We start from the raw sequence: 16,068 nt of genomic DNA, 5'->3' as shown, positions 1-16,068 counted from the left end.
CACTTCTGAAATGTAACTAGAATTAAAAAGTTGAATTATTTATTTAAAGTTTAAGCAAAATAAAAAAATCTGAAATCTTTAATCCCCTTTTAAATATTATCGTCTTCATCCATTAATTCTTTAATCTTACGCTGCTCCCAGTCTTTACTAAAAAAAGGATTCCAATCAAAAGTATCGCTTGCATGTCCTAATACTCCAAAACCCCATCCTCCTATAGGAAATAAAAACCATGGAAAGCTAGTGTTTGATTGATACCACAACCAAATAAAAATGGGTACAAAGGTTAAATAGATTGCAAAGTGCACATAAAAACCTTTAAGCTTTTCTACACGCTCTTTAGCAAGCTCATATTTTTTTTCTGAAATATGTTCTGTTTGTGTTCTCATAACTGTTGTTGTTCTTTCCAGCATAGGAATGGAAATGCTGAATGTTTCCTTTGTCTCTACAATCCTCACGGGTTGTGTAGTGAGCAATTGATAGCGTTGTTTAATATTTTTTAAACCAACACCACTACTCTCTTTCATAGTCTGTTTGGGCTGGATATTATTTTCTATAATTAAATTACCATTGTTTTCTGTAATTGTAATGTGTAATTTTTTATTAGGCATTACTTGATTGTGCTTCACTGCATTTTCTAATAACAGTTGTAGTGCTAGTGGGACAACTTTAGCTTCAGGATCAGAAATTTCCGAAGGAATTGTAAAAACAATACTATCTTCAAATCGCATTTTTAATAATGACATATATAACTGGGCAAATTTTAACTCCTCAGTTATTGTAACTAAATCTTTATTTTTTTGTTCAAGCACATAGCGATATACTTTTGAAAGTGATGTTGTAAATTTTGTAGCCGCTCGTGGATTTTCCTCAATTAAACTTGTCAATACATTAAGGCTATTAAAAAGAAAATGTGGGTCTAGTTGATTTTTGAGCGCATCAAATTTTGCTGATGCTGTCCCCGCAATAATCTGCGATTCCTTTACTTTTCCCTCTTGTTTATGTTTGTAATAAAAAACCACGTAAAATAGAGAGGTTACTACTGCAGATATTAAAAAAGAAACGTAATAATAGGCTATACGCTCATTGGCAATAAAATACTCTAAAGATTGTCCAGCATACACTACTTCAGTGAAAAACCTAAGCAATACAATACATACTAACGTTACTATAATTCCTCCAAAAATACCTAGTGTGAGGTTTTTTACTTTAAAGAGTTTGCCTTTGTATTCACTCAAAAAATAGTTAAAAAATAATGTATTTGCAAAGTATAGTACATACGAGTAAAGCATGTTAAGCAATAGGTTGACCATAAGTCTCCCACTGGTTACAACATTAAATCCATTTGCATACTGGATTAATGAAATGACTAGAAAAACTAGCAGTCCAATAAACGTTGCTTTCCCTATTTCTTTGCTTAAATTTTTCATTATTTCCCGCAGTTTCTTGCAAGAACATCTTGCGCATGTTCTTCACCGCCCGAAGGATGAATTGAGCTTTCTGGCACTTCAGTTTTATATAATTCTATAGCGCGTTTTATATCTTTGCAATAAATTGATGCGTCCCCACCAAAGTATGCCGCACTCCCCATATCCCATTCTGCCTTTCCCATAACTACTCTTGGATTATCTGGTGAAATTGCTGCTGCTTTTTTATATAACTCAGCAACTTTACCCGCGTATTGCATACCGTATTGTTGCCCGTCAAAAGCAATCCATGCAGTGTAATATTGTGCTTCGAGTATCATCACTTCTGGGTTTGATCCACCACCATTTGTTTTTGCAAGATTTAAAAACTCTTGTGCTTTGTTTAATGTAGCAGTAATCTTAGCCTTATCTTTTTCATTAAAAGCTTTGAATACATTAATTTGTGATGTATAAAATGGAGGTAGCCATTCTGTGGGTTCTGCTGCACCTATTCTTTCAAAAAGGTTTGCTGCTTCTTGTGGTTTGTCAGCACGCCATAATTCGAGTGCATTTTGCATACCCATTTCATATTTTGATTGTGCTTGCGTGGCAAATCCCACAAATAGTAAGGTGATGTAGATAATAGTTTTCATAGTGCTAAATTTAATAAGATTATAATTACATAGAGATTGATTGCTTCACAACTTTGCCATTTTTAACTTCAAACTTGGCATCTTCCCAAGTAGGTGGACCAAAACGTGCAGGAGCATTATTTGATGATGCGGTGTCTTCGCTAGGATAAAAACCCATTATCATATTTAACTTCCCATCATTATCCTCATCATGAAATGTTGAAACAGCATACGTCCCGTCTGGCACATCAGTAAAAACAACTGTTGCTTTCTTATTTTCAATTTTAGAAATTGAGCCCATAAGTCGTTTGTTTAACCAGTTTGATTCGCTATCATAAAGACCAGCTAAAACCGTCCCATCATTAGAATCAAGATTAGTAATTGTCAATTCAATGGTGTTTACTTGCGCTTGCAATACTAAGCCTGTGAAAAATAAAGTAATATAAGTGATAACTGTTTGCATGATTTCTGAAATTTTAAGAGGTTGAATTATTAGTTTTTGTTTACATTATAAAAGTACACCTACATTAAAAGTTTAAAAATTTTGAGATACCGAACTGTCAATTTAAATGACTGAATTGTAAATAAATCTTTTATAAATTATCCAGTTGGTTTTCTTTACCGTCTTCGCTTATTGTCCAGAAGAACCCTACAAAGAAAAATTGATCTGTAGCAGGTTGTAAAGCTCTGCGATCAAAAACACCTTGACTATTAGGTGTAGAGTTATATTGATATCCATTTACATTTTTAAACGCAAAGGCATTATTGACAGAGAGGTATAGTATTTTTTGTTGATCAATTAAATATGCCCAATTTAAACTTACACTGTTAAAATCCCGTGTTTTATCTTGTAAAAATCCATCCTTATTAGGATTTGTAAATGTGCGACCGCTACCATATTGATAACTAAATCCTACTTGACTTTTCCAATCTTCAATCCAGTATTTTGCTACTAGTGAAAGATTGTTTGTATTTGCAAATGATGGTGTTGCGCTTGTTGGGTAATTACGGTACTCACGCTCCGTATCTAAAAAAGAATAACTCACCCAATAATCCATATTCTTAAACGTTTCATTATCTCTAAAAAAGACATCTAGCCCTTGCGCATAACCATCTCCGTTGTTAGTATAATTACTATCAAACTCGGCAAACTCAGTGTCAAACGTTATTAAGTCATCATAATTCTTTCTATAGGCCTCTGCTCTAAAAATACGGTTGTTTGCCGTATATTGATAATTAAGAATATAATGTTGTGTAGAACGTGCCTTTAAGTCCTGCTGAAATTTTAAAACTTCACTATCTGGCTGTTGTTTAAAATCTCCAAACGCGACAGACAACTGACTGTTTTTTCCTGTTTTGTAAGCTAAAGAGACTCTCGGTGAAACTGTAAACGCGTCAAACAAACCACTGTACTCGCCTCTTAATCCTACTTTTAAAGCTAGTTTACGAGAAAAAATTAAATCTGCCTCAGTAAAGGCTGCCGAAATGTTGTTATCATAACCATATTGTGTTGTTACAAAAGGACTGGAAAAACCTTCCTCAAAATCTGTTAAAAATTGTTCTGCTCCCAAGGACAATTTAAATCTACTACTAAAACGTTTACGCAACTTCAATTTAACATGAGCAGAATTTTCTGTACCTTCAATAGTCTCATCATTAATTCCTACATCTGTTTTTGCTATTGTATAACTTCCTCCCGCCTCTAATTTCCAGTCTGCTGCCAAATAATCTCTATAACTTACATTTGTATAAAAGTTTTTATTGTCTAACTCAAACCTAACTCCCTCAGCAATATTTATATCTTCCTGTATGAGCTCAAAATTTGAAGTATCAAAAGCAGCATAAACTTTTAAAAGTCCGTCGGTTTTAAATTTTTGTCTAAAAACTGCTTCGCCACTTGCTGTTTGATAAGGTTTTTTCCAATCATTACGATTATTAAATACTGCATTATAAGGCCCCAAATTTATATAACTCGCATTGACACTTAAAGAGTTTCGTTCCCATTTTTGTGTATTACCTATTCCAAGCCCCAATGTCATGATCGAAATATTTGTAGCTTCTTGCACTGGCTCATCAATAGTGTTCAATAAAAGCACAGATGACAATGCTTGACCATATTCTGCGCTGTAACCTCCTGTAGAAAATGTAATTCCATCAAATAAAAATGGACTGTATCTTCCGCGTGTGGGAGTGTTATTTGTTGTTGGCGTGTAAGGTGTAAAAACTCTAATGCCATCTATAAAAATTTGAGTTTCGTTAGCGTCTCCTCCACGCACGAACAAACGACCATCTTCTGCAACTGTGCTTGTGCCTGGTAATGTTTGTAATGCTCCTACAAAATCGCCCAACGCACTTGCGGTTGTAACAACATCAAGAGGTTTTAAAACTGAAACTTTACTATTGTCGCTCGCTTCAAAAGTACCTGCAGATAACACCACCGTTTCTAACGAGTTGACATCTTCCCTTAATTTAATAGTGATGTTTTTCATTTTTGTAACCTCCTGTGCCATCATAAAAGTTTCGAATGATACATAAGATGCCATGATGGTTTGAATTCCAGTTTCAACTGTGGTAAAAGTAAACTTGCCTGCTTCGTTTGTAGTTCCTCCATCGTAAGTTCCGTCAAGATATACGTTTGCTCCAAAAATAGGTGTTCCACTTGTTGAAGTTACAATCCCAGATATGGTTGTTTGTGCCATTGCGAAAAACGGAGCAAAGGCTAACAATGATAACAATAGCTTTTTTTTGATTTTTATAGTTTTGGTTGTTAGCATAATGAAAGTTTAAAGGTAATTTTTATTTTGATAGTTCAAATTTGTCACATTTCCGAAGCATTTAGAAAAAAAGAAAACCGAACTGTATTTTTTAGTGACTCAATTGTAAACAAAAAGTCTATCCACACATACTCTTTTTAAATTGTATTCTAACATTATTTTATCAATTCTTTCACATTTAGGAAGCACAAAAAAACTGTATCTTCACTTCAAACAAACAAATTATCTCCTATAAAGTGACCTCATCGCAAAAAGTAGACGCATTCATTGAAAACAGTGGACAATGGATAGACGAATTAAAACTACTTCGCCAAATTTTTAACAGTACTGAATTAATCGAAAATTTTAAATGGGGAGCGCCTATTTACACCATAAATAATAAAAATGTTGTGGGAATGGTAGGCTTTAAAAATCATTTAGGAATTTGGTTTTATCAAGGCGTTTTTTTGAAAGATGCTAAAGGTATTTTGATTAATGCGCAAAAAGGTAAAACAAAAGGATTAAGACAACTACGCATTAATAAAGGCGATAAAATTGAAAAAACAATTGTTTTAAATTACACAATAGAGGCTATTGAAAACTGTAAAGCAGGAAAAGAAATTAAACCTGAAAATAAGAAAACAATAATCCCCACAGTACTAAAAGAGGCATTTAAGGAAGATACTACTTTAAGTGATTTATTTAAAAAACTTACACCTGGTAAACAACGGGAGTATGCAGAATTTATAACAACCGCAAAACAAGAAACGACAAAGCTCAATCGTTTAGAAAAAATAAGACCGATGATTAAAAATGGTGTAGGCCTTCATGATAAATATAAAAAGAGCTAATGGCAATTCGATTTAAAAGATATACGCAACGCCAACTTTGGTATTATGCGAAAAGAGCCTTTTGGATTCTCATATCATGGACAGCAATTTCTAATATCGTTTTCTTTTATGAATACTATACGCTCATAGAATACAATGCGCTCACGAGTGAATATGATTTTAAACAATCTTTTACTGCAAACTTAATTGTTGGTGTTATGGCTGGTCTTATAGGCGGGATAGTCACAGTTAACCTTATGGAACGCTGGCTAAGAAAGCATTCTTTTTTAAGAGCATTATTTCAAATTGTCATCATTTACACATTAACAGCTATAATAGTAAGCTTTTTTGGCGGTCTATATTATTTTAGTGAAGAACTTGGAGTAGGCATGTTTAATCCTGAAGTAGTAGAATTAATGATTCCGTTTTTCGGAGAGTTTATTTTTATTAAAAACTTTATTCTTTGGCTTGCTATTGTAATTGTAACACTCATAATTTTAATGGTTAATGAAAAATATGGACCAGGTGTTTTCCCAGATTTTTTGATGGGTCGCTATTTTAGGCCTAAAAGAGAGCGTCGTATTTTTATGTTTTGTGATATAAAAAATGCTACGGGCATAGCCGAAATATTAGATGAAGAACCTTACTTTAATTTCTTGAAAGATTTTTTTAGAGATATTGCTCCTGCTATAGTTCAAACTAGTGGAGAAGTTTATCAATACGTAGGGGATGAAATTGTAGTCTCTTGGAAAATGAAACATGGTCTTAAAAGAGGTAATGCTATACAATGCTTTTATAGCATGAAAAAAATTATAAGATATAAACGACCTAGATATAAAAAAAGATATGGCTTATACCCAGAATTTAAAGTTGGGTATCATTATGGTGATGTGATGGTGGGAGAAATAGGTCAAATTAAAAGAGAAATAGTCTTTAGTGGAGATGTTTTAAATACAGCCTCTAGAATACAAGCATTATGTAATGAACTGGGCGTGGAAATTTTAGTTTCTAAAGAATTTGCAGATATTAATACTAAACTTCCTCCACGTGTTAAAAGAGAAGATTTAGGAGAAGAAAAACTACGTGGAAAAGCAGACGAGATGCAACTTGTAACTTACACAAGAAAATCATTTTCTAAAAAAAAGAAATAAAATTACGGTAAGTTTTTTGATGTCATGTTATTAAATAAAATAATTTTTAAAACTTATTATTTATGAAAAGTGACACCTACACAAAAACCATTCTTACAATTATTGCTATTTGTTTGACAATAAATGCTGTCAGAGATTTTAAAATTATTCCAAGTGCTTATGCTGGGAATAAAACAACATTCCTCAATGAGAATACTTCAACAAAGTATCAATTAGTTCCCATTTCAGAAACTAATACGATTGACGTTCGTATTGTTGACATCAACACCTACGATGAACTTAACATAAACTTAAAAAGTGTTAACACTTACGATGAGGTTAAGGTAAATATTAAAAGTATCGATACGCAAGACGAGTTAGACGTAAATATTGATGAGGTTGGAGGTAGATTTATTTCCGAAGGAAAAATTGACGTACGCACTTCTAATTAATTAGGAGTTAAAATTATATACATAGAGTTGTATTTATTTTTGATAAAAATGTAACATTAATTAAAATACATACACCTATACTGCAACTATCAAAACCAAAACATTGAACAAAGAACTTGAACATAATTTTGTTGAGCTACTAGAAGCAAACCAGAATATTGTGCATAAAATCTGTCGGCTTTATACAAACGATAGGGATTCACACAATGATTTATTTCAAGAAGTAACAATTCAATTGTGGCGGGCTTACCCGAAGTTTAGAGGAGATTCTAAGTTTAGTACTTGGATGTATAGAGTCGCACTTAATACGGCAATTACGCTCTACCGCAAAAGTAAACGAAGGGTTAAGACACAAGATTTTGAAGGCGTAAGCTTTAAAATTTCGGCAGAAGATTATGATGATACAATAGAAGAACAATTAAAATTGATGTACGCCGCGGTAAAAAATTTAAATGACATTGACAAGGCACTTGTGTTTTTATATTTAGAAGATAAAAATTACAGAGAAATCTCTGAAACCCTTGGTATAAGTGAAGTAAATGCGAGAGTGAAAATGAATAGAATTAAAGGGAAATTAAGAACAATATTAAATCCGTAATTGTATGGATCAATTAGAATTATTAAAATCAAAATGGCAACAACAGGAGCAAACGCATCCTACTTTGTCGTACAAAGACATTTACAAGATGTTACTTAAAAAGTCATCATCTATTGTAAAATGGATATTCATGATAAGTATTGCTGAAATATTATTTTGGATAGTAATCAGTTTTTTAACTCCAGAATCTAATAAAGATTTAATTCAAAATATAGGTCTTAAAGAAAGCCTATCAATTATTTCTATCTTTCATTATGTTATTCTAGCCGTTTTTCTTGTGCTTTTTTATCTTAATTATAAAAAAATTAAAGTAACAGATACAGCAAAAGAGTTAATGGCTAACATTTTAAAAACACGTAAGACCGTTAAATATTTTGTTATATATAATGTACTAGGAACAATACTTGCTTTTTTATATGTCAATATGTATTTCTATACTAAGAAAACAGAGCTTTATACATTATTAACTAACGGAAATAAAAATTATGCTGCAATCCCGGCCGAAAGCTTTACATCTATATTTTTTATAACACAACTTGTTGTTGGCGCTGTATTTATAGGATTATTAGTTCTTGTCTATCGTATTATCTATGGAATTTTACTCAAGAGATTAAAAAATAATTATGATGAACTTGAGAGAATAGAATTGTAAACAATTAAATTTAATATCTCATAAAATTAAAAATCCCAAATTAAAAACTGTACTTACAGTCTATATTTGGGATTTTTTGTAATTAATAGTTTATGATTAATAACGCCACTCACGCTCTTTATTTAATGCCTCCTCACTTTTAATTTCATCTGCTGGAATTACCTTTAAAAAAGATGGGTGTTGCTCAATTGCATATTCAAGTTTTTCAACAAGTTCATCAACAGGAATGTTATCGTAGTCAATATCTAAAGAAGCTTTAATTTCCATTGATTGTAAAATGCCTCTTTTCTTTACACGTAACCCCTTTCTATCAAAAGACCTTCTAAATCCGTCAATAACTATAGGTACAACAACTGGCTTATTTTTCTTAATTAAATGTGCCGTACCACGTCTAATAGGTTTCCAAGGGCGTGTAGTTCCCTGCGGAAATGTAATCACCCAACCATCATTCAATGCCTTAGATATATTGCTAACATCGCTCATCTTTACCTGTCGTTGCACATCTTTACCCTCTGCTCGCCATGTTCTTTCAATACTAACCGAACCTGCGTATGCAAGGATTTTAGGTAGCAAACCATCTTGCATAGTTTCCTTAGCAGCAACAAAATAAAGGTTCAATTTAGGTTTCCACAAATAGCCTATATTTTTAATATTATCCTCCCGTCCACTTAAACTTGCATTAAATACATGAAACATTGACACCACATCTGCAAAGTAAGTTTGATGGTTTGAAACAAAAAGTACGTTAGTTTCAGGAAGGTTTCTCAATATCTCGCTACCGTCTATCTCTAGCTTGTTAAAACCCTTAAAACGTCTATGGGTTAATGCACCAAGAATGCGAATCAACCATAGTTTTAAAAATAATATATGTCCAAAAGGATTCTTTTTAAAAAGACCCATAAATATCAGTTTAGATACCCTATTCCATAAATTTTAGGGGAACGACAAATATACAAAATTATACACCTTAGAGAATATTTTTAAGTAGTTCACGTACCTCACTGAGCATCATCGCAGTAGCTCCCCACACCACATGACCATTAAGTAAATATGCAGGAACATCTATATTAGTAGCGTAACTTGTAGTCAAAGTTTTAGTAACTACAAAACTATCATCCATAAAGTGGGACAAAGGAACCTCAATTAATGCCTCAACTTCTTCTTCTTGTGGTACAAACTCTGGAGTTTCGCTAGTAATTCCTAAAAAAGGTTGCACAAAAAAATTAGACGGAGGAATGTAAATTTCTGTTAGTTTTTTTAATACAGCAACAGCTTGTTGCGGTACACCTACCTCCTCTTCAGTTTCACGTAACGCAGTTGCTGCTTCATCAATATCCTCTTCCTCTGCTTTTCCTCCTGGAAAACCCACTTGCGCAGAATGAACTCCCTTATAGGTCTTTCTAAGAATTAAAATAAGGTTTGTTTCTCCGTCTTTAGAAGGGTAAAACAATGCCATAACTGCCGCACGTCTCGCTGTATTAGTTGCTTTTGCTTTGTTTGTTAATTCTTGTAAACGCTCAATAGGTGCCATTTTATAGTGTGACTGGACACCAGGAAGCTTCATTTTTTCTATTTTTACAATCTGTTTTGAAAAATCTAAAAATGTCATATTCCTTTAAAATTATAGCTTCGGTAGTAGTGATTCTTTTCCTTTTTACTAATTGTGAAGATAAGAAAAAGACGACAACACTTACAACCAAAAATAGCACTGAAAACTCAAGTACTTCGGAAATAAACAACAACGAAGACAGTAATAATGTTGATACATTTCAGAAAGAGACAAAAAAAGAAGTTCCTAAATACGAGAAAATTACCAATAAAAATGTAGTAGCTTTTTTATCCAAATACGGAAAAGAAAATCCCGAGACTAAAGTAAAAATTACCACCCGTCTTGGCGAAATAGACATAGAACTTTTTGAAAGCACACCACTACACAGAGCTAATTTTATTTATCTCGCAAAGCAAGGCTATTACAATACTACATTTTTTCACCGCGTAGTTTCAAACTTCATAATCCAAGCCGGAACGAGCGATAATTGGTCAACGCCAAAAATGCGTGATAAGTTAGGGCCAGATTATAGGATTCCTGCCGAAATTAAAATTAATCATACGTATGGAACACTTTCGGGAGCAAAATATTATCGTGACAATGACGACAAAAAAAGTGAACCCTATGAGTTTTTTATTTTTCTTGGTCCTCAAAAATCAACCTCACATTTAAATGGTAATTACACAGTCTTCGGGAAGGTTACCAACGGTATGGATGTCGTTAAAAAAATAGCAAATGAGCCAAAAGATGAACAAGAATGGCCATTAACAAATGTTGAGTTAACTGTTGAGGTTATGGAATAATTTAAAAAAAATTCATAAGTTATTCTTTATTTGCATTTTCTATTCTTTTCTGCGTTTCAATTTCATTGTCTTTCCCATAAACACTTGGTAATGATAAGTTAAAAGTAACTGCTAATAATCTTATTGAAATTACAACGCTACCTGCGATGACAACTATCACTTCGGTTGAAAATGGTGTTTTTTGTAATATAAAATAACTTACACCTCCTAAAATACAAGCGGTTGCATAAATGTTTTTTCTAAAAATTACTGGAATTTCATTACATAATATATCTCTTATAACACCACCAAAACATGCCGTCATTGTACCTAACGCTACACAAATAATAGGAGGTAAATCTGCAGCTATACCTTTTTCTACCCCCAAAACTGTGTAAAGTGCAATACCTATTGTATCGAATAAAAAAAGGGAACGTCTTACATACCCTAGCTTTTTTCTAAAAATTATTGCCAGCAATGTTGCCACTCCTATTACGTAAACAAATGTCAAATCACGCATCCATGTTATGTGTGCCCCTAACAGTAAATCACGTAGTGTTCCTCCCCCTACAGCTGTTACAAAGGCAATAATGAGAATCCCAAAAGGATCTAATCTCTTTTTCATTGCCGTCAAGGCTCCAGATACAGAGAAAGCTATTGTCCCTAAAAAGTCAATAATTAAAAGTAATGTCATGATTTTTGGGTATAGTAGTTATAGTCTTTTAAAACTGTGTCAATGTATTGTTTGTCGTATAAGTCTGAAGTTGTACTAATTGTAGCTTCAACTTTTTCTCGCAACATCCGTAAGGTTTTATAATCTGAAGATTTTAGTGCTATTAAAAATGTTTCTTTAATTAAGCGAACGTCTTTATCTGTTAATATTGTTACCGTAGAAAATTTAGGCACATAATCATCATTTACTTCTTCTAGAATTGTATGACTAATTTTAGTTTTTTTCTTGTTTGAAATAACTACGGTTCCTGCAGCATGATCGCCTAATCGCTGGTGGCGGTCACTAAATACAATTGCTAACAATCCAATTGAACCTAAAAATATCCATATGTCTACCAAGCGCATCATCCATAATATTAAATATGTAGACCATTGTGCGGGGCTTCCATCAAGTTTTACTACTCGCGTTTTCATTACCATTTTCCCTAATGTTCTTCCATCAAAAAGTAAATGCATGTATAGTGAATAGAAAAAAACAGGTAATAATAATAATTGTTGAAGTCCAAAAACCGTCCAATTATCTGAAATCGCCTCCCCCATTGCATCTGTAACAAGCTCAATTACATACATATAAACAAAAAGAACAAATAAATCGACTAAAAATCCAAGAATGCGCTCGCCAATACTAACAACTTTATAGTTAAGATTAACATTTTGTGTGGTATTGATTGCTAAATTTGTCATTAAGTAAGTTGTAATTATATTTAACTAAAAAAAATGCGCGAAGCAGCATTCGTAAAACAAAATAAAGAAAAATGGATTGCTTTTGAAAAGGCAATGCGACTTAATTATCAAATAACACCAGATTATTTGGCAGACTACTATATTCAGCTTACAAATGACCTCGCTTACGCACAAACATATTACCCAGAAAGTAAAACGTTACAGTATTTAAATTCGCTTGCTAGCGAAGCACATCAAAAAATTTATAAGAATAAAAAAGAATCTAAAAATCGAATTGTGAGTTTTTGGAAATACGAATTTCCAATATTCTTTTTACAATATCAACGCACCTTACTTTATGCCTTTTTAATTTTTGCCACAGCTACCGCAATTGGTATTATTTCAACAATTAATGATGACTCTTTTGTTAGGCTAATTTTAGGGGATAACTATGTAAACCAAACTCTTGAAAATATTGACAATGGTGATCCCACTGCAATTTATAAAAGTGGTGGCGAGGTTGGCACTTTTTTAGGAATCACGATTAACAATATTAGAGTTGCATTTTTAGCATACGCATTTGGGATAATTACCTCCTTAGGTACAGGATATATTTTATTTTCAAATGGAGTGATGCTTGGTGCATTTTTCACTTTCTTTTATAATAGAGACTTGTTATTTGAAGCTTCAAAAACTATTTGGTTACACGGGACTATTGAGATTTCGGTAATCGTTATTGCTGGGTGCGCTGGTCTCATTATGGGTAATTCTATTTTATTTCCGAAGACATACTCACGTAGAGTATCTTTCTTAAAAGGCGCAAAAGATGGGCTTAAAGTAGTTGTAAGCACCATTCCATTTTTTATCATTGCTGGATTTATAGAAGGTTTTGTAACACGATATAGTAATATGCCTGTGTGGCTTGCCTTATCAATAATTTTTTCATCTTTATTTTTAATAGTGTATTACTACATAATTTACCCTATTATTTTGAACAAAAAATATGCTTAAAAAAGACTTCATAGAATTAAAACAAAAAAGAGACATAGGGGATGCTGTGAGTACTTTCTTTGATTTTTTTAAACAAAATGTTGGTTCTTATTTCAATTTATACATACGTTATAATGGACTCTTTATTATTGGTCTTTTAGGTGTTAGCTACCTATTAGTTACAGGTTTCTTAGGCATGGTTCAAAGTAGTGTAAATTATAGTGTTACAGGGGAAAATCCTGTGGACGCAGGCGCATGGTATGTAGGGTTTGGCGCAATTGCTTTTGTACTTATATTTCTTATAACAGGACTTATAAATTATAGTCTTGCCGCAAGCTACATGATAGAATATGAAAACAATAAAACAATCGTAATAGACAAAAAAGATGTGTGGATACGTTTAAAAAAGAACATTGGAAAAACCATTTTATTTATGGTTTTGCTCATACTTACTTATATAGGAGTTGCAGTTGTAGGTGCCTTTATCTCCTTTATTCCCATCCTTGGAACACTAGCATATTACGTTATAATTCTAGGATGGACCGCATGGATGGGACTTTCTTTTATGTCAATGTTTTATGAAGAAAAAGATGTGACAAGTGCCCTTGGAGAAGGCTGGAATCTACTTTTCAAATTTTTCTGGAAAAATATATTGACAAATCTCGTCATCTCATTACTCTTAGGAATATTACTTGTTGTTGTACTTATGATACCTGGAATCCTCATTAGTATTTATGTATTCCATGCTGCTGAAAACGACATCGATTTAATGAATAGCAGTGTTGCAAAAGTCATTTGGATTATAGCTCTTACAATAGTTTTATTCATATTTTCATTTAATCAATCGCTTGCGCAATTTGTCAATGGTATTTTATTTTTCTCAAATCATGAAGAAACTTACAATCATCATACGCGTGAAAAAATTGAACAAATAGGTGCTGGTGAATAACAAGAATAACATACTAATTTTACTTTCTATTTACTTCGGAAATTTGCTGCGAGCACAAGATAATGCACCACAATTACAAATTGATAGCACCGCAATAACCCCTAAGCGTTTCGACCAAAATTTCAAAGAAAATTACACTAGCGCCGATTATAATTATGATGTAATGGAAGGCGAGGCCGAAAACCTAATTACAAGAGCCCTCAATTGGTTTTTTAAAAATCTAGCCGAACTCTTTGGTGTTGACATTGACCCCGAAACCTTCACAATACTGCGATATTTAATTTATGGAGTTCTCGTAATTTTTGCGATTTATATTGTTATAAAATTGCTAGTTGGTGATAATGCATCTAGTTTTTTCACAAAAAAAAGTGCACAACTTGCACCTTTAAATGTTGAAGAAGAGCACATAGAAAATATAGACATCAACAGCCTCATTGAAAAAGCTTTGCAAGACAACAATTACCGTCTTGCCATTAGGTATATGTATTTAAAAACATTGAAACAACTTTCTGGAGCCTCAAAAATTATTTGGGATTTTGAAAAAACAAATCAAGATTATTATAATGAGATTGAAGACCCAAGTTTAAAAACCACTTTCAAGCGCATTTCATACCTCTATGATTATGTATGGTATGGTGAATTTACATTGAATGAAGAAGATTTTATAAGTGCCCAAAAAGATTTTGAACGTGTAAAAAAACACATTAACAATGCTGGATAAACGTTCAAAAAACATACTCATCCTATTTGGAGTCGCACTATTAGTGGTGATCATTTCTGAAGTTATACGCCCAAAACCTATTAATTGGTGGACAAGCTATACTGCCCAAGATACTATCCCCTTTGGCTCAAAAGTATTCTTTGATGAACTACCCGCACTTTTTAAAAATGCAACCATTAAAACCATTAATGAAGACCCTTACGAATTTCTAGTAAAAGAAAAATACGAAAGCAACTCAGCATACTTATTAATTAATGAACATATTTTATTAGATGAGCAACGTTTTGAGTCGTTACGCACATATGTTGAAAAAGGAAACACTGCGTTTGTATCTGCACATTACTTTGGGTACATGGTGACAGACTCATTAAACCTTGACATTTTTACAAGTTATAGCTTTGCAGAAGACGACATCTTCCCTCATTTTTATTCAAAAAATTTAAAAACAGAAAAACCACCAAAATTTAAACGTGGTGTCACATATTCCCGTTTTGAAAGTATTGACACACTCAAAACACAGGCTTTAGGATATATTGAAACAGAAGGCGTTATCGAATCAATGGATGAGCATGATTATAGCATTAACGAGGAAGAACAATTAGATGAAAACATTAATTATATTAGAGTGCCCTACGGTGATGGATATTTCTATTTCCATACGCTACCAGAGGCTTTTTCAAACTATTACATGCTTAACGGAGCAGATGAATATACTGCAAACGTAATGGCATTTATAGATGCAGATACCGTGTATTGGGATGCATTTATCAAAGATGGAAAAAAAACCATTTCTTCAAAAATGCGCTTCATTTTTGACCAAGCTCCTTTAAAATGGGCATATTACGTAACGATAGTTGGGCTACTAATTTTTGTTATTTTTAAAGGAAAACGTGAGCAACGTATCATTGAAGTAATTGAACCCTTAGAAAACACATCAATCGAATTTACCCGTACTATTGGTAATTTGTATTATCAACACAAAGACTTCGGAAATATAATCGCCAAAAAGATTTCGTATTTCATGGAAAATATCAGGACACAATATTATCTTGATACCAATGACCTTTCTGAAACTTTTATTAAAAAATTAGCCCTTAAAAGCGGCAATAGCATTGAAGAAACTAGAAAGGCAATCAAGACAATTCAAGTATTAAAAGGAAAATCATTCCATACTGAACAAGACCTGATAACACTTAACAAACTCATTGAAAATTTTAAGACACCTTAATATT

18 protein-coding genes are annotated in these 16,068 nt (G+C 32.7%); 10 read left to right on the top strand and 8 right to left on the bottom strand.

Annotation, left to right across the window (positions count from 1 at the left end; translation table 11 throughout):
• Nucleotides 1–89 precede the first annotated feature (89 nt).
• From GB234_RS07050 to GB234_RS07035, 4 genes are all read right to left on the bottom strand, one after another.
• Nucleotides 90–1,427, bottom strand: coding sequence for a 2TM domain-containing protein (locus GB234_RS07050; RefSeq protein ID WP_151893849.1), 1,338 nt, complete (start codon nt 1,425–1,427; stop codon nt 90–92).
• Nucleotides 1,427–2,056, bottom strand: coding sequence for a hypothetical protein (locus GB234_RS07045; RefSeq protein WP_151893848.1), 630 nt, complete (start codon nt 2,054–2,056; stop codon nt 1,427–1,429). Before GB234_RS07045 ends, GB234_RS07050 begins: the two co-directional genes overlap by 1 nt.
• A 25-nt stretch (nt 2,057–2,081) precedes the next feature.
• Nucleotides 2,082–2,498 (bottom strand): DUF2141 domain-containing protein, encoded by a 417-nt coding sequence (locus GB234_RS07040; protein WP_151893847.1) that lies wholly within the window; start codon nt 2,496–2,498, stop codon nt 2,082–2,084.
• 130 nt (nt 2,499–2,628) lie between these two features.
• The gene (locus GB234_RS07035; protein ID WP_151893846.1) at nt 2,629–4,809 is read right to left on the bottom strand and encodes a TonB-dependent receptor; all 2,181 of its coding nucleotides are present in this window, start codon (nt 4,807–4,809) and stop codon (nt 2,629–2,631) included.
• A gap of 236 nt (nt 4,810–5,045) precedes the next feature.
• On the opposite strand from GB234_RS07035, the gene GB234_RS07030 reads away from it, so the two are divergent.
• The 5 genes from GB234_RS07030 to GB234_RS07010 all read left to right on the top strand — a co-directional run bounded on the left by GB234_RS07030 (nt 5,046) and on the right by GB234_RS07010 (nt 8,450).
• Nucleotides 5,046–5,639, top strand: coding sequence for a YdeI/OmpD-associated family protein (locus GB234_RS07030; RefSeq protein ID WP_151893845.1), 594 nt, complete (start codon nt 5,046–5,048; stop codon nt 5,637–5,639).
• The gene (locus GB234_RS07025) at nt 5,639–6,769 is read left to right on the top strand and encodes an adenylate/guanylate cyclase domain-containing protein (protein WP_151893844.1); all 1,131 of its coding nucleotides are present in this window, start codon (nt 5,639–5,641) and stop codon (nt 6,767–6,769) included. Before GB234_RS07030 ends, GB234_RS07025 begins: the two co-directional genes overlap by 1 nt.
• A gap of 62 nt (nt 6,770–6,831) precedes the next feature.
• The gene (locus tag GB234_RS07020; RefSeq protein WP_151893843.1) at nt 6,832–7,200 is read left to right on the top strand and encodes a hypothetical protein; all 369 of its coding nucleotides are present in this window, start codon (nt 6,832–6,834) and stop codon (nt 7,198–7,200) included.
• 103 nt (nt 7,201–7,303) lie between these two features.
• On the top strand, nt 7,304–7,798 hold the full coding sequence (locus GB234_RS07015) for an RNA polymerase sigma factor (RefSeq protein WP_151893842.1): 495 nt from the start codon (nt 7,304–7,306) through the stop codon (nt 7,796–7,798).
• Between the two features lie 4 nt (nt 7,799–7,802).
• The gene (locus GB234_RS07010) at nt 7,803–8,450 is read left to right on the top strand and encodes a DUF8845 family protein (RefSeq protein ID WP_151893841.1); all 648 of its coding nucleotides are present in this window, start codon (nt 7,803–7,805) and stop codon (nt 8,448–8,450) included.
• A gap of 96 nt (nt 8,451–8,546) precedes the next feature.
• Here the strand turns inward: GB234_RS07010 and GB234_RS07005 are convergent, their stop codons facing one another.
• Together GB234_RS07005 and GB234_RS07000 are read right to left on the bottom strand one after the other, a co-directional pair.
• Entirely contained in the window at nt 8,547–9,350 is an 804-nt protein-coding gene (locus tag GB234_RS07005) for a lysophospholipid acyltransferase family protein (RefSeq protein WP_151893840.1), read from the bottom strand.
• Between the two features lie 67 nt (nt 9,351–9,417).
• Nucleotides 9,418–10,059 (bottom strand): NUDIX hydrolase, encoded by a 642-nt coding sequence (locus GB234_RS07000; RefSeq protein ID WP_151893839.1) that lies wholly within the window; start codon nt 10,057–10,059, stop codon nt 9,418–9,420.
• On the opposite strand from GB234_RS07000, the gene GB234_RS06995 reads away from it, so the two are divergent.
• Entirely contained in the window at nt 10,053–10,802 is a 750-nt protein-coding gene (locus GB234_RS06995; RefSeq protein ID WP_151893838.1) for a peptidylprolyl isomerase, read from the top strand. The two genes, GB234_RS07000 and GB234_RS06995, sit on opposite strands and share 7 nt — an antisense overlap.
• Before the next feature lie 19 nt (nt 10,803–10,821).
• Here GB234_RS06995 and GB234_RS06990 read toward each other — a convergent pair whose 3' ends face one another.
• Nucleotides 10,822–11,475: a trimeric intracellular cation channel family protein gene (locus GB234_RS06990; RefSeq protein WP_151893837.1), complete on the bottom strand. Its 654-nt coding sequence runs from the start codon at nt 11,473–11,475 to the stop codon at nt 10,822–10,824.
• Complete coding sequence (locus GB234_RS06985) at nt 11,472–12,197, bottom strand: RDD family protein (protein WP_151893836.1); 726 nt, start codon at nt 12,195–12,197, stop codon at nt 11,472–11,474. Before GB234_RS06985 ends, GB234_RS06990 begins: the two co-directional genes overlap by 4 nt.
• A 33-nt stretch (nt 12,198–12,230) precedes the next feature.
• Here GB234_RS06985 and GB234_RS06980 point away from each other — a divergent pair, with 33 nt between their 5' ends.
• From GB234_RS06980 to GB234_RS06965, 4 genes are read left to right on the top strand one after another with little or no spacing between them, the layout of a single operon-like run.
• Nucleotides 12,231–13,187 carry a stage II sporulation protein M gene (locus GB234_RS06980; protein ID WP_151893835.1) on the top strand — a complete coding sequence of 319 codons (957 nt, stop codon included), beginning with the start codon at nt 12,231–12,233 and terminating at the stop codon, nt 13,185–13,187.
• On the top strand, nt 13,180–14,115 hold the full coding sequence (locus GB234_RS06975) for a hypothetical protein (RefSeq protein ID WP_151893834.1): 936 nt from the start codon (nt 13,180–13,182) through the stop codon (nt 14,113–14,115). Before GB234_RS06980 ends, GB234_RS06975 begins: the two co-directional genes overlap by 8 nt.
• Nucleotides 14,108–14,836: a hypothetical protein gene (locus tag GB234_RS06970; RefSeq protein ID WP_151893833.1), complete on the top strand. Its 729-nt coding sequence runs from the start codon at nt 14,108–14,110 to the stop codon at nt 14,834–14,836. Before GB234_RS06975 ends, GB234_RS06970 begins: the two co-directional genes overlap by 8 nt.
• Nucleotides 14,826–16,064: a DUF4350 domain-containing protein gene (locus tag GB234_RS06965; protein ID WP_151893832.1), complete on the top strand. Its 1,239-nt coding sequence runs from the start codon at nt 14,826–14,828 to the stop codon at nt 16,062–16,064. The genes GB234_RS06970 and GB234_RS06965 overlap by 11 nt, the downstream gene beginning before the upstream one ends.
• Nucleotides 16,065–16,068 lie beyond the last annotated feature (4 nt).

Source organism: Patiriisocius marinistellae (assembly GCF_009014635.1).
In the GTDB taxonomy this organism is placed as follows: Bacteria; Bacteroidota; Bacteroidia; order Flavobacteriales; family Flavobacteriaceae; genus Patiriisocius; species Patiriisocius marinistellae.
This window is presented reverse-complemented; position numbering and strand designations above follow the sequence as displayed.